This is a genomic window from Paenibacillus sp. J2R1T-4 (assembly GCF_059692235.1).
This window is the reverse complement of sequence record NZ_JCAUBA010000001.1, coordinates 639,349-660,149: the sequence shown is the minus strand read 5'-3', so window position 1 is coordinate 660,149 and position 20,801 is coordinate 639,349. Positions and strand designations below refer to the sequence as shown.

Annotated in this window: 15 protein-coding genes; 9 read left to right on the top strand and 6 right to left on the bottom strand. The window is 46.8% G+C overall.

Features of this window, described 5'->3' with window-relative positions:
- Positions 1 to 273 precede the first annotated feature (273 nt).
- The gene (locus AC58QD_RS03210; RefSeq protein ID WP_497329912.1) at positions 274 to 8,043 is read left to right on the top strand and encodes a fibronectin type III domain-containing protein; all 7,770 of its coding nucleotides are present in this window, start codon (positions 274 to 276) and stop codon (positions 8,041 to 8,043) included.
- Between the two features lie 235 nt (positions 8,044 to 8,278).
- Positions 8,279 to 9,454, top strand: coding sequence for an N-acetylglucosamine-6-phosphate deacetylase (gene nagA, locus AC58QD_RS03205; RefSeq protein WP_497329910.1), 1,176 nt, complete (start codon positions 8,279 to 8,281; stop codon positions 9,452 to 9,454).
- Between the two features lie 66 nt (positions 9,455 to 9,520).
- Here the strand turns inward: nagA and rpsD are convergent, their stop codons facing one another.
- Positions 9,521 to 10,120, bottom strand: a complete 600-nt coding sequence (gene rpsD / locus AC58QD_RS03200) for a 30S ribosomal protein S4 (protein ID WP_497329908.1) — start codon at positions 10,118 to 10,120, stop codon at positions 9,521 to 9,523.
- Between the two features lie 397 nt (positions 10,121 to 10,517).
- Between rpsD and AC58QD_RS03195 the strand changes: the two genes are divergently transcribed.
- The 5 genes from AC58QD_RS03195 (at position 10,518) to AC58QD_RS03175 (ending at position 15,451) form a co-directional block, all read left to right on the top strand.
- Complete coding sequence (locus AC58QD_RS03195; RefSeq protein WP_497329906.1) at positions 10,518 to 12,395, top strand: diguanylate cyclase; 1,878 nt, start codon at positions 10,518 to 10,520, stop codon at positions 12,393 to 12,395.
- A 66-nt stretch (positions 12,396 to 12,461) separates the two neighbouring features.
- Complete coding sequence (locus AC58QD_RS03190; protein WP_497329904.1) at positions 12,462 to 13,340, top strand: hypothetical protein; 879 nt, start codon at positions 12,462 to 12,464, stop codon at positions 13,338 to 13,340.
- A 118-nt stretch (positions 13,341 to 13,458) separates the two neighbouring features.
- On the top strand, positions 13,459 to 14,574 hold the full coding sequence (locus AC58QD_RS03185) for an aminopeptidase (protein ID WP_497329902.1): 1,116 nt from the start codon (positions 13,459 to 13,461) through the stop codon (positions 14,572 to 14,574).
- Positions 14,575 to 14,673: 99 nt separating this feature from the next.
- The gene (locus AC58QD_RS03180; RefSeq protein WP_497329900.1) at positions 14,674 to 14,922 is read left to right on the top strand and encodes an HPr family phosphocarrier protein; all 249 of its coding nucleotides are present in this window, start codon (positions 14,674 to 14,676) and stop codon (positions 14,920 to 14,922) included.
- A 235-nt stretch (positions 14,923 to 15,157) separates the two neighbouring features.
- On the top strand, positions 15,158 to 15,451 hold the full coding sequence (locus tag AC58QD_RS03175; RefSeq protein WP_497329898.1) for an Fpa/YlaN family protein: 294 nt from the start codon (positions 15,158 to 15,160) through the stop codon (positions 15,449 to 15,451).
- Positions 15,452 to 15,486: 35 nt separating this feature from the next.
- Here AC58QD_RS03175 and cax read toward each other — a convergent pair whose 3' ends face one another.
- Positions 15,487 to 16,536 (bottom strand): calcium/proton exchanger, encoded by a 1,050-nt coding sequence (gene cax, locus AC58QD_RS03170; protein WP_497329896.1) that lies wholly within the window; start codon positions 16,534 to 16,536, stop codon positions 15,487 to 15,489.
- A gap of 180 nt (positions 16,537 to 16,716) precedes the next feature.
- Between cax and AC58QD_RS03165 the strand changes: the two genes are divergently transcribed.
- On the top strand, positions 16,717 to 17,097 hold the full coding sequence (locus tag AC58QD_RS03165; protein WP_497329894.1) for an Asp23/Gls24 family envelope stress response protein: 381 nt from the start codon (positions 16,717 to 16,719) through the stop codon (positions 17,095 to 17,097).
- Positions 17,098 to 17,244: 147 nt separating this feature from the next.
- Here AC58QD_RS03165 and AC58QD_RS03160 read toward each other — a convergent pair whose 3' ends face one another.
- From AC58QD_RS03160 to AC58QD_RS03150, 3 genes are read right to left on the bottom strand one after another with little or no spacing between them, the layout of a single operon-like run.
- Positions 17,245 to 17,745, bottom strand: a complete 501-nt coding sequence (locus tag AC58QD_RS03160) for a GNAT family N-acetyltransferase (protein ID WP_497329892.1) — start codon at positions 17,743 to 17,745, stop codon at positions 17,245 to 17,247.
- 13 nt (positions 17,746 to 17,758) lie between these two features.
- Positions 17,759 to 18,943, bottom strand: coding sequence for a putative lipid II flippase FtsW (gene ftsW, locus AC58QD_RS03155; protein WP_497329890.1), 1,185 nt, complete (start codon positions 18,941 to 18,943; stop codon positions 17,759 to 17,761).
- A 13-nt stretch (positions 18,944 to 18,956) separates the two neighbouring features.
- A complete protein-coding gene (locus AC58QD_RS03150) occupies positions 18,957 to 19,298 on the bottom strand; it encodes a YugN family protein (RefSeq protein ID WP_497329888.1) in 342 nt (113 codons plus the stop codon).
- 199 nt (positions 19,299 to 19,497) lie between these two features.
- Here AC58QD_RS03150 and AC58QD_RS03145 point away from each other — a divergent pair, with 199 nt between their 5' ends.
- Positions 19,498 to 19,935 (top strand): CBS domain-containing protein, encoded by a 438-nt coding sequence (locus AC58QD_RS03145; protein ID WP_497329886.1) that lies wholly within the window; start codon positions 19,498 to 19,500, stop codon positions 19,933 to 19,935.
- Between the two features lie 108 nt (positions 19,936 to 20,043).
- On the opposite strand, the gene AC58QD_RS03140 is transcribed toward AC58QD_RS03145, so the two are convergent.
- Positions 20,044 to 20,766: a thermonuclease family protein gene (locus tag AC58QD_RS03140; protein WP_497329884.1), complete on the bottom strand. Its 723-nt coding sequence runs from the start codon at positions 20,764 to 20,766 to the stop codon at positions 20,044 to 20,046.
- Positions 20,767 to 20,801: the final 35 nt, after the last annotated feature.

Below are 20,801 nucleotides of genomic sequence, written 5' to 3'. Positions count from 1 at the left end.
TGGCAGACTTTTTTTTATGTTCGAACCTACTAAAATCAACTGTTTTGTATGTAAATGACCGAGCATAAGACAATTCATTCTAATGGTGAACAGGCAAAGCCTGTGTCATCCTTAAGAATAGAAGCGCTTTCATATTACGAAATGACGGTCAGACGCGCTTCGTAGATCCTTTAGAAGGACAGGAAGGAGGAAATGAAAGCTCGATCAGTTCGCTATCAATTGGTTTAGTCGCTTAGGCAACAAGAAAACAATTGGATGGAAGGTAGGTCTTATATGATTTCAACTATGAAAAAATCAGGGGTGTATTTACTTCTCACGACCTTGTTATCGGCACAATTTATGTTTACTCCCGGGCAAAAAGCATTCGCGATCGAAACCGAAACCAACGTCGCTCTCGGCCAGGCAACGGTGTCAACTAACGCTATGGTATTAAACGCCCTTTCGCTAAACAAAGCTATCGATGGCGACCGTCTAACGAGCAATTATTTGCTAATCGATGCTGCTACTGGCCCCAAGTGGATTCAACTAGATCTGGGCGAATCGATCGACATCACACGTGTCAATGTAATGAACGATTATAACGCGTCGACGCCGAGGTACGGAAGAGACATCATCGTTCAACTGTCCAATGACCCGACGTTCTCAAGCGGCGTCACGACGATTTTCAATAATGATGCTGACAACACCGCCGGCCAAGGAGCAGGTACCGATGCCGTCTACTTGGAGCCGACTGACGGCACCGGCAAAACGATAGCCTTAAGCGCATCGATCAACGCTCGTTACGTGCGTTCATGGGCGAATGGGCATACACGTTTTGGGGACGGGTCGATTCAGAAGGTCAATACACCCGTAGAGTTGGAAGTTTATGCTGCCATCCCTTCGACGAACTCCTCGCTTCCGGTTTCTGTCAATTTGACGGCGAACAGCACAAGCGTAAACAGCGCGGTCCTTTCCTGGAACAGTCCCGGTTCTGGAACCATAACTGGCTACGATATTCGTTATTCAACTTCGCCGATCACAAGCGCAAATTGGAATAACGGACTAGTCGTGAAACGTCTAGTAGGTGAACCTGCTCCAGCCTCCGCTTCTTCCGTACAAACGATGACGGCTAAGGGGCTTCCGTCAGGTGTGACACTTTATTTTGCAATGAAAACGATAGGAGCCGACGGTAAAGTGTCTGACTTATCCGCCGCTACTAGTGTCTCTACGAAACCTGTAGCGAACATGGCGCTTGGGAAACCGGTAATTACGAACGCAGCAACCACGAGCGGTCAGCCGCTGTCCGCGCTAACGGACGGGGTGCTGGCACGTGACAAGTATACGCTTTACAGCGTTGTGGACGGACCTAAATGGGCTCAAGTTGATTTGGGGCAATCATACGATATCGCCCGGATTAACCTCCGCAACGATTGGGGAGCGAGTGGCACTTTTCGAAAAGCACGGGACATCGTAGTCCAGGTGTCGGACGATCCAGATTTTGCAAGCGGTGTCACGACTGTATTCAATAACGACAGCGACAATAGTTCGCTTCTCGGTGCTGGAACAGATGATGAGTATATGGAACTGGCCGATGGAAGCGGGAAAGACATATTCCTCAAGGATACAGTCAGCGGCCGCTATGTCCGTTACTGGGCGAACGGCCACATCCGTGTCAACGGTTCGCTAAATACAGTTAATACCCCTGTTGAGATCGAGGTATATGCGGATCCTAAAGACTTGGCGCCTCCGGGGAATGTAACGAACTTATCTAGCCCCAGAGCGACATGGAAAGCGGTGGAACTGAGCTGGACGGCGCCTGGCAACGACGGGAACACGGGCACCGCACTTTCTTACGATATCCGCTATTCCACCTCTGCGATTACAGAGGCGAACTGGAACAGCGCCATTAGCGCTGTCAACGAACCAGCGCCGCAGGAGGCTGGAACCCTGCAGACATTTACAGTCCCAGGATTGAGCCCAACTACAACGTATTATTTTGCAATGAAAACGAAAGACATCATTAGCCAATCGGCCCTGTCAAATGTATTGTCGGTAACAACACCGGCAGTTGATTCCCAAGCGCCTGCAGCCATAACGGACTTGCAAGTGCTTCAGCCTATTAATCGGTCGGCGAAGCTGACATGGACCGCTCCCGGCAATGACGGGAATTTGGGTGATGCTGCTAAATATGACGTCCGTTATTCAACGTCTCCAATCACAGCGGCGAACTGGGCATCAGCACAGCAGGCGCAAGATGAGTTGCCGCAGAAGCCAGTCGGGTCTGCTATGCAATTTAAGGTTAAAGAGCTGAATCTGGGTTCAACCTATTATTTTGCAATCCGAACAACAGACGATGTGGATAATGTCTCAGACCTGTCTAATGTCGTCAGCGCTACAATAGTTGCGCCGACACCAGACGCTGTTACGGTATCGTCCTTGAGTGATCTTCAACAGGCGATCAACAATGCACCTGTAGGTGGTCGGATTATCACACTCGCTGCTGGAACCTACAATCAATCGTCCACTATTTCGATTACTGGCAAAAACAACATCACAATCCAGGGTGCAACGACTGATTACAATGATACGGTCGTGAAAGGGCCGGGCATCAACAGTACCGTGATGGACATCAACTTCAAGGTAAACGACTCTGATTATGTAACGTTCAAGAATTTGACTATTCAGGACTCCTATTACCATTCCATTCAAGTTAATGACGGTTCCAACTACTTCCATGCTGATCATTTGAAGACGTGGGACAATGGGGAAGGCGGCTTCAAGACAACATTCAACGTTAACTCAGGCTTAGGCTATAACGATTATGGGATCATTGAGAATTCAATGATCGGTTACACCGTAAGCGGTATACATAGCTCAGTGGAAGGCGTTGACCTGATCGCTGCCAAAGGTTGGGTTATCCGAGGCAACACATTCGATAACACGAAACGAAAAGAAGGCGGCGGCGGATACGCGGTTTTCGCCAAAGCAAACTCAATGGATACAATCATTGAGAACAACATTTTGAAAAATAACTTTATTGCCATCTCGTTCGGTGGTGGTGGCTCGGGACTTGCATTCTTCCGTAATCAAGATCCGACCTATGAGCACCGCGGCGGAGTAATTCGCAACAACGTCGTGTACGGCACAGACGACACAGGCATTTATATGAACAAAGCAACAGGCTTCAAGGTCTACAACAACACTATTCTCAATACTGGCCCTGGACTGGGCTCGATAGAACCCCGCTTCGCACAGAGCAGTGGTGAAATTCGCAACAATCTATTGAGCACAACCGTTAAACTCCGCGATGGCGCGACTGCGACGCAGAGCAACAACCTGACGAACGGTAATGCCAGCTGGTTGGTTAATCCGGCGAATGGCAATTATCACCTTCATCCGTTCTATGGTTCGGCCGCAAGGGATGCAGGCATGACTTTGCCACAGGTAACGACGGATATGGACGGCGATGCGCGTCCGTACGGCAGCGCACAGGATATCGGCGCAGATGAGTTTGTACCGAGTGAAACGACGCCACCAGCAGCCGTTGCCAATCTGACCCCAAGCAATGCAACGGCTCGCACGTTCCTTCTAAAATGGGACGCATCTGGTGATGATGGTAACACGGGAACGGCTTACGCTTATGACATTCGATATGCGAACGCTCCGATTACCGAGGCGAATTGGAACAATGCATTTCAATGGGAGAACGAGCCGATTCCTCAAGCACCGGGAACCTCACAATCATTATTGTTGGATGGTCCCACGGCTGGTTCGACAATCTATGTGGGGATCAAGACAGTGGACGATCAAGGCAACCAGTCTGTGCTGTCGACTGCTTCTATCATGACATTGGCAACTTCAGGTTCTGAGTTTACACCGACTGACGACGCATATGTGGCGAACTCGGGTGACAGATCCGGTAACAACCCATTGCTTATTATCGTAAACAATGGAAACAGTATTTATTGGGATTACATGAAAGTTGATTTTAATAACTTCACCGGTACAACCACCGAACGAGCGGTCTTGAAAATATTTATGCCTACTCTTCCAAACAAGCCGAATGTAATGACCGTAGTAGGCTTAATGAATGATAACTGGTCGGAAAGTACAGTCAATAAACTTACCTTAGCCGACGAGACTGGCGCAGTCACGCTGGGGACGATCCCGTTCAGTCAGCCGGGCTGGTATGAATTCGACGTTACAGAATTCATCAACAGTCAGATGGCCGACAAAATCGTTACATTTAAAATTCACGATGCCACCGGACAAGGGGCAAGAGTGGAAATGAACAGCTCAGAAAACCCTTATAACAAACCGTATCTGCTTATAAGCGGATCGGACACATTTGCGCCTGCTGCCATCACCGATATGGCAACTGGCCTCAAAACGCTCAGAAGCGTTGAACTAAGCTGGACAGCGCCAGGTGACGACGGTAACGACCGCACAGCTAGTGTTTATGATGTCCGCTATTCTTTGACACCAATCAACGAGTCGAACTGGAGCGCTGCCACGCCAGTCGTGGGCGAACCAACACCGCAAATCGCCGGAACTCGACAACAGTTCACCGTTCTTGGCCTAACGTCAGGAGAGACCTACTACTTTGCGATGAAAACTCGCGATAATGCGAATAACGAATCTGCGCTTTCCAATGTCTTGAAAGTCGACATGGAATCCACGGTAAACGTCGCGTTAGGAAAACCTACTACGACAAATGCTACGAATATTATTAATAACGCACCTCTTTCCACCTTGACGGATGGTGTCAAGACGAACGACAAATATATGCTGATAAGCGTGAACGACGGTCCTAAGTGGGTTCAAGTAGATCTGACACAGTCTTACCCCATCAGCCGGATCAATATCCGCAACGACTGGGGATCGAGTGCGGCCACTTATCGTACTGGACGCGATCATATTGTCCAAGTGTCGAATGACCCGACGTTCGCAACCGGCGTAACGACCGTGTTCAACAACGATTCAAACAATAGTTCTGGTCTTGGAGCAGGTACAGATGCCGAGTACTTGGAGCCGGGCGACGGCTCGGGTAAAAATATCGTACTGGCTTCGCCGTTGAACGCTCGGTATGTGCGGGTTTGGGCAAACGGACATGTGAGGGTAACCCAAGATGTGAATCTGGTTAATACACCAGTAGAAATCGAGGTTTACGCAGATCCTGGAGACAGCAGCGCGCCTTCTGCCGTATCCAATCTGTCCAGCGCCAATACGACTTGGAAGACAACATCTTTATCCTGGTCTGCGCCGGGAGATGACGGTTCTGTTGGAACGGCTACATCCTACGACATAAGGCATCATACAGCACCTATTACTGAGGACAACTGGAACGATGCGGTGCAATTGCCGAACGAACCAGCGCCTCAAGTATCAGGATCCGTTCAGACTCTTCATGTATCCGGCCTGAAGCCGGGGATGACTCACTACTTCGCGATTCGTTCATTTGACGAAGCAGTCAATGCTTCCGCATTGTCAAACGTGCTTCCCGTGACAACACCTGCTACAGACCCGAATCCACCTTCGACTATCGCTGATTTGCAGGCAGTTGGGCCGAACGTACGCAGCGTGCAGCTGAGCTGGACGGCACCTGGCAATGACGGGAACTTGGGCAAAGCAGCTGGCTATGACGTGCGTTATTCGACCTCACCGATCACCGAGGCGAACTGGGCGTCTGCAACGCAATCGGAAGACGAGCTAGCTCAGAAGGAACCCGGATTGGCGATGAAGTTTCAGGTGAATCAGCTGGAAACAAATGCGACCTATTATTTTGCTGTCAAAACATATGATGATGCTGGAAACTATTCGGCTCTGTCCAACGTGGTGAGTGCTACTACTTTTACTCCTGTTGTTCAGGACAGTGTGACGGTAAACTCCTTAGCTCAGCTGCAGCAGGCCATCAATGAGGCCCCTGTAGGCGGACGTATCATTACTCTTGCCGCAGGCACTTACAATCAGACTTCCTCCATTGAAATCAATGGCAAGAACAACATCACGATTCAAGGCGCAACGACGGATTTTGCTGACACTGTCGTAAAGGGTCCAGGAATCAACAGTGCATCGCTCGATATCAATTTCAAAGTGAACGACTCGGATTACGTGACTTTCAAACATATAACCATTCGTGATTCGTACTATCATTCGATTCAGGTTAACAATGGCTCGGATTATTTCCACGCTGACCATTTGAAAACGTGGGACAACGGTGAGGGCGGCTTCAAGGCGACGTCAAGCGACAATCTTGAACATCCTTACTCCGATTACGGATTGATCGAGAATTCATCGATCGGGTATTCCATAAGCGGACTGCGGAGCAGTGTGGAAGGAGTTGACTTGATTGCAGCCAAAGGCTGGGTAGTTCGCGGTAATGTGTTCGAAAACGCACTAGGTGCGAACAACGGAATAGGATATGCGATTTTTGCTAAAGGGAACTCGATAGATACAATCATTGAGAACAATGTGTTTAAAAACAGCTTCATCGCCATGTCGTTCGGCGGTGGTGGAACAGCACCGCAATATTTCCGCTACGGCGACACGACCTACGAACATCGCGGCGGTATTATGCGCAACAATGTTGTATATGGTGCTAAGGACGCTGGCGTATACATGAACAAAGCGACTGGCTTCAAGGTGTACAACAATACAATCCTAAACACGGGACCGAACGTAGGGTCAGTGGAATCCCGTTTTCCGGAGAGCAGCGGGGAAGTTCGTAACAACCTGTTAGATAAGCCGGTTAAGCCACGCCATGGCGGAACGGCCATTGAAAGCAACAACATTACGAACGGCACAAGCTCAATGCTCGTCAATCCGGAGAATGGTGACTATCACTTGAATCCGTTCACTGCACAAGCAGCCATCGATACCGGTATCGCTTTGCCAAATGATGTTCCAACCGATATGGATGGTAATCTGCGTCCTATAGGCAACGGATATGATATTGGAGCGGACGAAAAAAGCTTAGATGCTACTTACACTGCAAATACTACCGCACCGACCAACACGGATGTCATCGTTACGATCAAATATCCGATTGATGTAACAATAAGAGAATACCGCGTTGATGCAAATGGCCCATGGACAGCATACACTAGCCCTGTGATCGTTACAGCTAATGGTACCTTGTATGCACGAGGAGCAGATGCTGCAGGCAACCAGTCCAATATTACCAGCTACGTTGTTAGCAATATCGATAAGACACCACCGGCAGATGCTGTATTAACCGCAGATATTACAACACCTACCAAATTGGATGTCACCGTAACGATCGGCTATCCAACAGATGCATTGGTGAAAGAATACAGAGTGGGTATAAACGGCACTTGGACTTCGTACATTGCTCCTGTCTTTGTTTCAGTTAATGACACGGTCTTTGCTCGAGGAAAAGATGCTGCAGGAAATGTATCCAATGTAACTAGCTATGTGGTAAGTAATATCGACAAGACTGCACCTGTAAGTATCGCAACTGTAAGTCCAGCAGTCCCTAATGGAAGCAATGGATGGTATACTTCGGATGTAACGGTTAGCTTGGCTGTATATAACGATTTATCTGGTGTATTGAGCACAGAATACCAGGTAAATAACGGAGCTTGGATAACCTATACGGGTTCCATTCCTACATTCGGTGATGGGGTTTATCAAGTCTCCTATCGCAGTACAGATCAAGCTGGTAATGTAGAACAGACCCAAAGTGTACAGTTCAAGGTAGACAAAACGGCGCCATTGTTAACGGTTCAATTAGATAGAACATCTATATGGCCAGCAAACAAGAAAATGGTGCTAGTTAATGCAACACTGAATTCGAGTGATGCTATATCTGGTATTGCTTCAGTGGTGTTAACCTCTATAACGAGCAATGAACAAGATATTGATCCAAGTGACACACAAGCAGATTTAGGCACACCGGCCACTTCTTTTAGTTTACGCGCTGAGCGATTAGGTAACGGAACAGGCCGTATCTATACGATTACCTACACTGCAATCGACAACTCGGGCAACCAAACGGTTACTTCTGTAACGGTCACAGTGCCTCATGATCAATCAGGAAAGTAACAACTAATAACAAACCTTAACGCCAGCATCAACCTTTTATGGCTGAGCTGGCGTTAAGCTTTTGGAGTAGCATGGACCCCTTCTTATTGATTGTGTTTCAGTTTAAAGGGAGAAGGATAATAGTTCCACAGTATAATTTAGTATTGTCCTCTATATAGGAAAGGCCGTTCGCACTAACATTAAAGTTGTTATGATGGACAGGCATTTGGCAATTTGAAATAAAGGGGAGAAGTAAATGAATGGTCAGTCCGTATTATGGATAAATGCCAAGATGTACACACCGTGGGAGCATATTCCCAATGGAAGATTACTAGTTATGCCGGATGGAAGCATCGGAGCCGTAGGTGGAGAGGAAGTCGAGCCGCCTGAGGGAGCTGAGATTATAGACGCTCAGGGATGTAAGCTTTTACCTGGTTTTGTCGACATCCATGTGCATGGAGGCGGCGGTTATGATGCTATGGAAGGAGAGGAAGACCTGCTTGGCATGAGCTGTTATCATGCGAAATTCGGCACGACTTCATTTGCGGCGACCACCTTGTCTGCAACACCGGAGAAGCTGGTTCATTCGTTACAGGCGATGAAGCAAATGGCCGAAAGCGAAAGCAATGGTACAACGGGTGCTCAGATGATCGGCATTCATCTGGAGGGACCGTATTTGAATCCGGTTCGCGGCGGGGCGCAAAATCCGACACTGCTGAGAACACCAGACAAGGCAGAGGTGGAAAGTTTTCTCGAAGCGGCAGGTGGATGGATTCGCCTTGTGACGATCGCGCCGGAGCTTAACGGAGCCGAAGAGGTCATCCGTTTCCTCTGCAATCAGAAGGTTACCGTTTCGGCTGGGCACACGGATGCCATCTTCGCGGAAATGGAGCATGCGGTCGATTGGGGGGTGAGCCATATGACCCATCATTTCAATGGGATGCGTCCGTTTCATTCTCGCGATGTTGGCGCTACGGGGGCAGGGCTATTGTTGCCTGAGCTGACGATCGAGCTAATTGCTGATGGCTTTCATGTCGGTCCACAAGGCATTAAGATGGCTTTTGCGCTAAAGGGCACTGAACGCATCGCACTGATTACGGATGCCGTATATTGTGCAGGTTGCCCTGATGGGGATTACGAAATCGAAGGGATGCCCGTTCGCATGGAAGGGGGGACAGTGGAACTGACCGATGGTTCGAGTTTGGCTGGCAGTACACTGAATATGTTAACAGCGCTCAGGAATGCACTGCAGTTCACAGGGCTGCCGCTTGAACGAGTACTGCCGTCCGCGACAGTCGTGCCAGCCCGTCAAGTGGGGGAACATGATAGAAAGGGGATGCTTCGTACCGGTGCGGATGCCGATTTTGTGTTGATAAACGACGAATGGCAGGTACGAGCAACTTATGTCAAAGGAACTAAGGTTTATGGTTGAAAATTTAATTTCCATGAAAAAAACCGTCCGGCATGTAGATGCACCGGACGGTTGTTGTATTTACGATTAACGGCTGTAGAACTCGACGATTTGTTTCTCGTCAATTTCCTGAGGCATTTCAGAACGATCTGGAAGACGAACGAATTTACCTTCCATAGCGCCTTCGTTGAATTCAACGTAAGCTGGCAAGAAATTGCGGTTAGCCAAAGCTTCTTTGATTGTTGACAAGTTACGGCTTCTTTCACGAAGACCGATTACATCGCCAGTACTAACAAGGTAGGAAGGGATATCCACTTTCTTACCGTTGACTGTAACGTGACCATGTGCAACAAGCTGACGAGCGCCTGCGCGGGAGTTGGATAGACCAAAACGGTATACCAGGTTGTCCAGACGGCTCTCAAGCAAGGTCATGAAGTTCTCACCGGAGATACCTTGTTGCTTGGAAGCTTTGTCGAACAAGTTGCGGAATTGCTTCTCGCCTAAACCATACATATGGCGAAGCTTTTGCTTCTCTTGCAATTGAACACCGTACCCGCTCAATTTCTTGCGCTGTCCTGGACCGTGTTGTCCTGGAGGGAATGCGCGTTTCAATTCTTTACCTGAACCGCTCAGGGAAATACCAAGACGGCGGCTTAATTTAAATTTAGGACCTGTATAACGTGACATGTATTCATACTCCTTCTACTAATTGAATTTTATAGGTTGGGTTGCAAATTGTAAGCTTGTCATAAGTTAGAAACGAGTAAGCTCCGGGGTGCCCGATTTTGTTTACAGATCCCCAGGGAATCATCTGCCAGGAATGTTCAGCCGCAGTCCTGTCAGCAACAAAATCAGTGAGGGTGACACCGTAATTATTCTCAGAACAATCAGTTTCCACTCGACTTCTAATTTTATAAGATAGCAGGTGGCTGTGTCAAGTGATCCCAAGAAGTAATGTTCTCCGAAGGAATAGAAACCGAATGAAATGGCGCTTCGTGGGGCTTTTTGACGAATAATATATGCTGCATTGAAGGATCAGAACGTGTACTATTATAGTATTGAAGTTTACTAGAAGGAGTTTGTCATGGGAGAAGAACATATACCGACCGAATCGACGCCAAGCTTGCTATATCCCGATATTGGAATGTTTGCTTCAGCAGCTGATCGCGAGTCCCGGGAAACGAGTTCCAGCACAGCCCAATTGACAGAAGCTTTTCACTCAATCATGGATGAATTTCTCGTTGAATCGCTTGAAACTGATATATCGTTCGCCCTTCTTGATCTTAACGGAACTCTTATTGTGCAAAGGCAGCTTCATGGGATATCTGACCAACCGCAGCCTGAGTTTCTCTCGCAAAAGGACTTTTCTGAATTCCCATCCGTAGAGATCATCATGGAGTTCAGCCGTCAGACGGTTACTTTGGTGATGAGAACTAGTCAAACAAGAGCGGATTCCATGCTGATGCTGCGCATTTTGGCATCGGCCTTGACTGCGAGAATGGAAGCTGAATGCGTACAGAAAGAAAATGTTTGGCTAACAACGACGTTGAACCGAGCGAATATAGTTTCAGAACGACAAAGTACTTTATTCCACCTCTCCAAGCAACTTCACGAATTGAATGATGTAAATGCCATTTTAACGGAATGGATCATTTGTCTGGAGATGTTATACCCGCAATTGCAAAAACAATTGTATGTTTCCCAGGACCATCTGTGTCCAGACATTCCTGTGGAACCGCTGTCTCTGTATGAAAGTGATCATCTATGCACGAGAGCCTTTATGGAAGGCTGTATCGTGATTGCTGATGATAGTATCGGTTCGAATACGAGGAGCCGTGCGGCGGCTGTACCTTTGAAGGGTAAACAGGGCGTTTATGGCGTGCTTCACCTGTTGCCTAAAGAGCGTTCCATTCCTTCAAGTGACTTGGATTTCATTGGGCTTCTCACCGAAACCGCTGGCACAGCGTTCGAGAATGCGCAATTGTTCGGCCAGACGGTGCGCCTAGTTCAAGAGCTTCAATTAATAAATGAAATTACACATCGCCTGAATCAGAGCTTGAAACTTCAGGATATATTCCAATATGCAGTTGATGAGTTGACCCGGATTTTCCATGCTGAATTCGCGTGTATCATAGATTTGGATCATGCTACAAATGAACTTGTTGTAAGAGTTAGCGATCCTGAGAACTTCATGAATGAGCGCCTCTCCATTGACTCCGGCTTCGTCGGGCTTGTGATCAACAACAAGGAGCCCGTCCTGCTCGGCGATTACAAGACTAATTGTGATATCAACTCCGAATGGATGGAGGCAACGGAAGCGCGTTCACTGCTGGGTTGTCCAATATTGAATCATGGTGAAGCCGTTGGAGCAATCTTGATGGCTCACCGCACGCCGAATTATTTCTCATACAATAACTACAAATTGCTTCAGGTTCTTTCCCGACATATCGGACTAGCCTTGACCAATGCTAGCCTGCATGCCGAGGTTCGTCGAATGGTAGCAACGGATCATTTAACTGGATTGTACACGAGGCATTTCCTTGACGAGCAAATTTGTGCCTTTCAGAAGAAAGATGCATGCGGTTCACTTGTCCTGCTCGACATTGATAATTTCAAGAAAGTGAACGATCGTCACGGTCATCAAATCGGCGATGATGTGCTCATTCAAGTAAGCCGGATCATCAAGTCGTGCATTCGAGATGGAGACATACCTGCGAGATGGGGAGGAGAAGAGCTTGCTATTTATTTCCCCAAAGTGAACCGCGAACAAGCGATCCATGTCGCTGAACGCATCTGCCGAAAAGTAAGCGAGGAAACGTACCCTCAAGTAACGGTTTCGTGCGGTGTATCCGATTGGTCCTTCAATGAAGCCAAGCTAAGCGTAGAAACTCTTTTCTACAGGGCAGACATGGCATTGTACAAAGCGAAGAACTCCGGCAAGAATCAGATTATGCATGGTTAGGGCAGTATATCCTTACCCCCTTGGGAAACGCTAACGCTAAGCGATTATGACAAGGGGGATTTTTCTATGCCATCTACAAGATTCTGCAAACAACCGGGTATCATGATGTGGTTGTCTTTGAGCATGGGAATTATGATTAGTATGACATCAGGGTGCGGACTGCAGAATGCAGATCCGGATAAATTGTTCGATAACACAGTAGCAGGGTTATCGGGTAAAGATAATTTTGCCTTTGCCGGGACAACCCAGTATGCGCTCAATGGACTACCTTCTCAACAAGGAGTGACCTTTAAGGGTATGGTTACGGGTCATAATCATTTAATGATGCAGGTTGTCTCCGATAAAGAGGGAGCAGTGAACCTAAATGCAAATGATCCAAAGACAGCAGTCCAATCCAGAGAGCGAGCTAGCTCCGACGTTTCAGTGGTATTCAACCGTTCTCAGGACCAATGGATTGTAACGGAGAGCTCCGCGGCAAGTGAAAGCGCAGATCAATTGATCCGTTGGAACCCCATGGCCCATCTGGAGCGGTTGAATACTATGCACAAACAGATTACAGCAGCAAGAGATCCAGCTACTTCCGGCTCAATCTTATCCGTTGTGCCTGATCAAGCACAAGTATCGGAGATGATCAAGAAAGAGCTAGGTAAACAGATTGAGTTGCTCGACCCCGTTCGCAAGCTGCAAGAATTGCAGCAGAAGCTGCAGCTAACAGACAAACAAACATCCGCGATGCATGGAGAGGTCGAGAAAAACTTAGCAGGTGCTCGGGCAAGGCTAGAGGAGATGCGCAACAGCTTGACTGCCGAATCTACTTACGTGATAGGGGTTGACCGACAGTCTAATCTTCCCAAAACTATGCAAGTGAATACCACTTCTCATTACACCGTTGGAGGCAAGAGTAAAGAAGAAACCACACAAGTAACTTATTCATTTGGAGATTGAACAAGAGTGAAACGGACAATGAGCATACTTCATTGATAAACAACGCATGGAGTTTACAGCTAGCAAATCCATGTTAAAATAAGTAGGTTCAATTCCTATGAAGGAGATGTGTGCGACGATGAGAGATCCGCGTTTAACAACATTAGCTCGTAACTTAGTTAATTATTCCGTTAAAGTAAAGCCAGGTGAAAAAATTTTAATCGAGATGATTGGTTCCGAACGTGAACTTGTCAAATGTTTGATAGAAGAAGTGCATGCACAAGGCGGCTATCCTTTTGTTGAGCTTAGCGACAAGTCCATCCTTCGTTCTATGCTTAATTCAATCACCACAGAGCACTTGGAGCTGTGGAAGGAGCTTGACCTGAACAGGATGTCGCAGATGGACGGCTATATCGCAGTGCGCTCTGGCGATAACGTGAATGAGATGTCCGATGTGCCCGGCAGCAAGAATGAAATGTACCAAAGGATTTATTACAAACCCGTACATTTGGAGCAGCGTGTGAAGAAGACCAAATGGGTTGTGCTGCGTTACCCGAGCCCTTCTATGGCGCAGTTAGCTAACATGAGCACAGAGGCATTCGAAAACTTTTATTTCGATGTATGTAATTTGGATTATGCCAAAATGGATTTGGCTATGAACCCTCTTGCGGATTTAATGGCTCGCACTGATAAAGTGCGAATTGTGAGTCCTGGCACTGATCTTTCTTTTTCCATTGCGGGTCTTCCGGGGCGTAAGTGTTCAGGAGAGCGCAATATTCCAGATGGCGAGGTATTCTCAGCTCCCGTTCGTGAATCTGTGAATGGTGTTCTTACCTACAACACACCAAGTGTATACGGCGGCTTCACGTTCGAGAATATCATGTTCCGCTTCGAAAACGGCAAAATTGTGGAAGCGACGAGCAATGATACGGCCAGATTGAACGAAGTGCTTGATACGGACGAAGGTGCAAGGTATATCGGAGAATTCAGTCTTGGCTTCAATCCCTATATTCTGAAACCGATGAAAGACACCTTATTTGATGAGAAAATTGCAGGCAGTCTGCACTTTACACCCGGCCAAGCTTACGAAGACTGCGACAATGGGAATCGATCGGCGATTCATTGGGATATCGTATTAATTCAACGTCCCGAATATGGCGGCGGGGAAGTGTACTTCGATGATGTGCTCATTCGTAAGGATGGATTATTCGTTATTCCTGAACTTGAGGGACTGAATCCGGAAAATTTAAAGTAAAAAAGAAATTCTATGATTGCATGGAACGTGCTTCCAAGTTATCATAGAAGAAACTATACTATAAGTGGATTCATTTCCACTTCCATGGAGGGATCAGCCATGTCAACAGCGAACAACAATGCGATCGTCGAAATTTCCCAGACAGCTAACAAATTTCGTTCTTCCATCGTGCTTCAACTTGAGAACAAATTCATTGACGTGAAGAGTATCCTGGGCCTGTTCACCACTTTGTTGGATACAGGAACTTACCAGCTCCATGTTCATGGACCAGATGCTGATGAGGCTAAGAAAGCCATTCTTGACGTATTTGTAAAGCATAATTTAGCAGTTGAAGTGGTATCCGAGTAGGCTGCAGTAAGTGTAGTACGATTAAGGAAAACAGGAAGACATTCTCATCTTTTAGAGAGTGTCTTTCTTCGCGTTACGGAGCTCCGTGTAAACGATTAAATTTGTGGAAGCATTTACAATCGAATGTACGTTAATCATAGTTGGAGTAGAGGCATCTTCTCTTGTGTAATATGGCGTTTTCGACTATCATAAGCATATAAGGTTAGGATAAGCTTCCGATAAAGGGGGAGATTTGATGTCGTCATCGGAAATGATGTTAAGTTTGAATCAGAAAGCCATTACCCTTCTCCAGGAAGATGCGGATCAAATTGAGAAGCTGATTCAGATCCAAATGGAATCTTTAACCAATCGTAGATGTCCTCTCTATGAAGAGGTGCTGGATACACAGATGTATGGACTTTCGCGTGAGATTGACTTTGCAGTAAGAGCAGGGCTTCTGGCGGAGTCAGCCGGGAGAACCATCTTAAGCGAGTTGGAGCGCAAGTTGGCGTATTTATACGAAGCTTTAGCATTATCTAAAAAAGAGTAACCTCGACGAGGTTACTCTTTTTTGCTTGCGGTTATTTACACCAGGAAGAATGCAATACCCAAGATAATGTAGACGATTAAGAGCAACACACCCTCATACCAGTTGGTCGAGCCGTCCTTGGAAATAGACTTCGCTATGAACGCAGAAACGCCTATTCCAGCGAGTTCATAAGTAGTGAACACAATATTCATCGTATTGCCCATGAAAAAGCTCACAAGGACCAATACAGGGGCGACAAAGAGGGCGATTTGCAAGCTGCTGCCTACTGCAATTTCTACAGCCGCACCGATCTTATTCTTAAGTGCAAGGAAGACAGCGGCGCTATGTTCAGCAGCATTACCGACGATTGCAATCAGGAATGCTCCTACGAACAGCTCGGACAATCCGAATCGATGAGTAAACTCATCTAATGTACCGACCAGCCATTCACTCGTAAAGCCTACCATTACGGTCGCAAGGATCAAGAAAAGAATGGATTTGTTTCTGGACCAGGCAATATCATGATGATCAGGCTGTTCGGTCGGATTAGACAGCTCATCCTTATGGGTTACCATGGAGAATATTAGCCACAGGATGTAGGCAACGATCAGGATACAAGCCACGATAATACTGAATGTATCTGTCTCACTTGTCGTCAAGCTTCTCGCGAAGATAGCGGGAATGAACAGAGCAATAACAGCAAGAAGCATAAGGGATGCATTGTGACCCGCCATCATTACGTTAAAATGCTGTGTCCGGAACTTCAGTCCGCCGAAAAAAACGCTTAAACCTAATACCAACAGCAAGTTCCCCATGATGGAACCCGTAATACTGGCCTTTACCATATCGAACAATCCATCTCTTACGAGAAAGATTGCAATGATAAGCTCTGCAGCGTTGCCGAATGTAGCGTTGAGAAATCCGCCTATACGCTCTCCCGCATAATGAGCTACACCTTCCGTAGCTTTGCCCAGAAACCCAGCCGCAAATATAATCGCTATACAGCAAACGGTTAGCTGAAGCATGGCAGACATGCCTGTGTAATGGGCAATCCCGCTGAATGCAAAGCTAGCGATTAGAATAGTGAAAAACAACTTTTGTCTCATTTTGAACGCACTCCTCTTATGTAAAATATTGCCTATTCTATATAACTTACTCTAATATACTGGAATTGAAACAAAATGAAAAGTGATCTCTTTTCTTGTTTAAACGTTCACTTCTAGGAAGTTGCTTTCCTCGTCCAGACAAATTACAATGAAGTTATATTGTGGAAGGAGTGAGGCAGGATGTCCGCAGAAATTGGAACTGGTATTATTCGCATTTCTGACGATGTAGTCGCCACTATAGCCGGACTGGCCGCGTTGGAAACTCCAGGTATAGCCGCCATGTCGGGCGGGATCTCAGAAGGGTTAGCCAAGCGGTTAAGCGGGAAAAATGTGCAAAAAGGCGTATCCGTAGAAGTAGGTCAGTTAGAAGCGGCGATTGATCTGCGTGTTATTCTTCATTATGGCTCCAAAATACAGGACGTATGCCGAAACCTACAGGAAAACGTAAAAGAAACAGTTGAGAATATGACAGGTTTGAACGTAGTCGAAGTGAATGTAAAGGTTGAAGGCGTAGCTTTCAAAGAGGACGAAGCAGAAGATGCTGTCGCAAGGATTAGATAAGTCAGCTAGCAATGAAAGAGCAGGAGCCGGCGGGGTTACCGCTGATGCTCCTGCTCTTTTTTCAAAATATCAGAAAGTATAAAAAATGCATTCTTTTCTGATATTTCTTCGCCAAACGAACGCCGCCTTATAGGACGGCATAGCCGTTTATGCTTGTTTAATGATTTTCTGATAGAACCAAACATCTTGCCAGGCATTGAACTTGTAACCGACTTCTTTGAAGCAGCCGACGAATTCAAAGCCAAATTTGTCATGAAGCTTAACACTTGTCTCGTTGCCGCCAGTAATTCCAGCCACGATGACGTGAAAGTCTCTAGCTTTGGCTATATGCAGAATTTCTGCCATTAACAGGGAACCAATCCCTTGTCCATGGAACTCTGGATCCAAATAGACGGAGAGCTCTGCGGTTCGAGAATAAGCTGGTTTCGTCCGGAAAGCTGAGAGGCAGCAATAGCCTGCGATGCGGCCGTCTAATTCCGCAACAAGGAGCGGGTAGTAGTCGCCGAATTGCTGAAACCAGCCTTTTCTCTCTTCGAGGTTCTGCTTTTCAAGATCAAAAGTAGCGGGTAAGTTAACGATTGCATGGTTATAGATGGCTAGCATGGACGGTAAATCCTGTTCAATCGCATCCCTGATCTTCACATTCACCCCATACAGCTCCTTACCGTTTATACACGTTATTTCTTTTTTTATCCTTTTCAGGCTTGTCCTGTCTGTCGGATTTGTTATACTCTCTTGAAATACTAAGCAGAATGCCGATACTGCTCATCATCACAACAAGTGAAGACCCTCCTGCGCTAATGAAAGGCAGTGTCACCCCGGTCATTGGAATCGCTCCCGTTACCCCGCCCATATTAACAAAAGCCTGGATACCGATCAATCCCACAATTCCGATTCCAACCAAGTTCCCGAATGTGTCTGTGCTGCGCAAAGCTACTAATAACCCGCGCCATATAAAAGCGAGGTAGAATAGAAGAAAAATCACACTTCCAATGAACCCAAGCTCTTCGCCAATAATGGCAAAAATGAAATCATTGTGAGCCTCCGGCAAGTAGTGCAGCTTCTGAATGCTCTGCCCAATCCCGGCGCCTGTAAGGTCTCCGTGGCCGAATGCATACATGGACTGTACAATCTGATAGCAAGGACCTTGCACATCTGACCAAGGATCCAGATAACAAGTAATACGGTCCATCTTGTAACCTAGTGATTCTGCAGATAGTACATAGACGAGCAGGCCGCCGATTACGACAACTCCGATCACGGCAACCGCACCCATAATATGCTTCATGTTAGCTCCGCCCACAACGATGACAAGTGATGCAGTAAGCACGAGGATGAACATCGAGCCAAAATCCGGCTGAAGCATAATGAGAAAGGCAACCACTCCGACAATAATGACAGAAGGAGCAAGTCCATTGCGGAACTGCTTGATTTTATCCCCTTTTCGATAAATCAATCCGGCCAGATACAAGATGACCGCTAGTTTAGCGAACTCGGAAGGCTGTATCCCGAAACCAGGGAATTGGAACCAGCTTCTGGCGCCGTTTACTTCATTGCCTATGAACGGAACTAGAACCAGCATGATCATAACGACTATGAAATAAGGCTTAAGGAGCAGGCGGAGCTTGAGCATTGGAACGTTCATAAGAAAAAACATGCCAAGTGTGCCGAGAACGGCAAAAATGGCTTGTTTTTTAACAAAATAAAAGGCGTTATAATTGTATTCCTCGGAGGAGATGGCTATAGCAGAGCTGGCACTGAATACCATCACTAAACCAAACCCAACTAGTAAAAAAGTAAGCAGCAGAAGCAGGAAATCCGGCGTTCCTCTGCGCGATGGCTGCATGAAGGCGCGCCCCTTATTCCGACAGTTGCTTTTTCAATTCGCTTAGCTTCTGTTCGGCGATTTTTACGACCCCGGCGGGTACTGGTGATTCATAATCAAGCCCATGCGGGAATGTAGCTCTGCCAAGATAGGCATCTTCGACAGTGAGAATGGCATGAGGGGACTCCAGCTTCCCTTCCACTGTACGCGTGTTCACACGCAGGAAGTATTCCGCGCCTTTTTCTTCAATCTTCAAGTCATATGTAGCGCGGTAGTATTCCCATTGCCAACGAACGAAACCTAATTTGGTTGTAACATCGTCTAGATGTCTTAAATCACTCTTTAAGGAACGAAGTCCTGTATTTTCAATAATCACCTTTAAAACCCTCCTGTAGTTCAATTGTCTTTATTCATGATAGTATGTTTCCCTAACTTGTGCAACCCTATAAAGAGGCATAGTTCTTAACATTCCGTGGCGGCTTTTACCACTTGTCCCTATGCATGGTCTGCTAAGGATGAGGGCAATTTAATTTAAGTATCTTGCAAATTTAAGCATAAGGGAGGAAATACGTTCCATGCAAAAAACAATTCGTGATATTATGAGCACTGATTGTGTTACGGTAACGCCTAAGGACAATATTTATGAAATAGCGGTTAAGATGAAGCAACATGACATCGGATTTATCCCAGTGGTAGATGGAGATCAGCTTATTGGAGTAGTAACAGACCGCGACCTCGTCATACGTGGATATGCGGATAAGCATTCCGGTTCCGGTGCAGTCAAAGAAGTGTTGTCTACTGATGTTACTACAGCTTCTCCTGATCTGTCGGTTGATGAGGCTGCGAAGCTTATGGCCAACCGCAAAGTCCGCCGCCTTCCTGTTGTCGAGAATGGAAAGTTAATTGGTGTTGTCGCAATTGGTGACTTGGCTGTGCGTGAAATATTCGTAAATGAAGCTGGCGAAGCCTTAAGCGAAATCTCCGAGCATGCAGCTCAAACAATCGGTTCGTAGTAACAATGGACGTTCCAGCAGCCCGTCTCGATCTCTATCGAGAACGGGTTTTTAGCCGTGAAATGAAGAGCTGCAATAAATCGGGATTGACGTGGGAAGAGCCCTATTTTATTGTGCCGCTTTTCTGAATCCGGCTGCTTCCGCTTCTTTTTCTGTGCAAAACATCGCTTCTGCTTTCGTTAACTCATATGATTTACCACCAGGAAGGTGATAAATTTTGTCACCCTTCGTATTGATGTTTCCTTTAATCTTGGGTGATTTACATGAAGCATCCGGAGATGCAGCAGGTGAGTAAGAAGCGGTTGATCCCCACAGCCCTTTGTTCTGACTTCTGGCTTTCCTCTCGATTGCTGCAAAGGATTCGGCATATAAAACATTGGGCGGGATGGTCATCGTATTGGCGTAGCCCTCTGCTACCAATAGCTCATTGAACATGATGGGTTCGGAATGGATAAACACATATCGGAGAAGCCGACCGTATTTGTCCTTTGGTCCAGCATCCTGGAACATATAAATGGTTTGTCCGACTAATTTAGCTTGCGTGAAATTTTTGGCCTCTTGTCCATATGCTTCTGACTTCCCGTTCGTAATCTCAGGTGTATTCACACCGATCAATCGTACCTTCAGCCCGCCCGTCGTTTCGAACGTATCACCGTCAACAACTCGCTCTACTACCGCAGAAGTCCACGGCGCATTACGCAATGGCGGATAAGCAGTCTGGATTGACTGTACTTGAGCGTCTGATTCCGCTGCAGGAATGGTTGAGGTTGTTGCGGAGCATCCGGTCAGGAAGGCAAGGAAGAGCACGATCGGAAGAAATCGGATTACCATGGCACACCTCGTTTTTGGCTTTATTATAACCGAGC

Coding starts and splice junctions, on each gene's coding strand:
- AC58QD_RS03210 (WP_497329912.1), top strand. CDS start 274: ATGATTTCAACTATGAAAAAATCAGGGGTGTATTTACTTCTCACGACC.
- nagA (WP_497329910.1), top strand. CDS start 8,279: ATGAATGGTCAGTCCGTATTATGGATAAATGCCAAGATGTACACACCG.
- rpsD (WP_497329908.1), bottom strand. CDS start 10,120: ATGTCACGTTATACAGGTCCTAAATTTAAATTAAGCCGCCGTCTTGGT.
- AC58QD_RS03195 (WP_497329906.1), top strand. CDS start 10,518: ATGGGAGAAGAACATATACCGACCGAATCGACGCCAAGCTTGCTATAT.
- AC58QD_RS03190 (WP_497329904.1), top strand. CDS start 12,462: ATGCCATCTACAAGATTCTGCAAACAACCGGGTATCATGATGTGGTTG.
- AC58QD_RS03185 (WP_497329902.1), top strand. CDS start 13,459: ATGAGAGATCCGCGTTTAACAACATTAGCTCGTAACTTAGTTAATTAT.
- AC58QD_RS03180 (WP_497329900.1), top strand. CDS start 14,674: ATGTCAACAGCGAACAACAATGCGATCGTCGAAATTTCCCAGACAGCT.
- AC58QD_RS03175 (WP_497329898.1), top strand. CDS start 15,158: ATGTCGTCATCGGAAATGATGTTAAGTTTGAATCAGAAAGCCATTACC.
- cax (WP_497329896.1), bottom strand. CDS start 16,536: ATGAGACAAAAGTTGTTTTTCACTATTCTAATCGCTAGCTTTGCATTC.
- AC58QD_RS03165 (WP_497329894.1), top strand. CDS start 16,717: ATGTCCGCAGAAATTGGAACTGGTATTATTCGCATTTCTGACGATGTA.
- ftsW (WP_497329890.1), bottom strand. CDS start 18,943: ATGCAGCCATCGCGCAGAGGAACGCCGGATTTCCTGCTTCTGCTGCTT.
- AC58QD_RS03145 (WP_497329886.1), top strand. CDS start 19,498: ATGCAAAAAACAATTCGTGATATTATGAGCACTGATTGTGTTACGGTA.
- AC58QD_RS03140 (WP_497329884.1), bottom strand. CDS start 20,766: ATGGTAATCCGATTTCTTCCGATCGTGCTCTTCCTTGCCTTCCTGACC.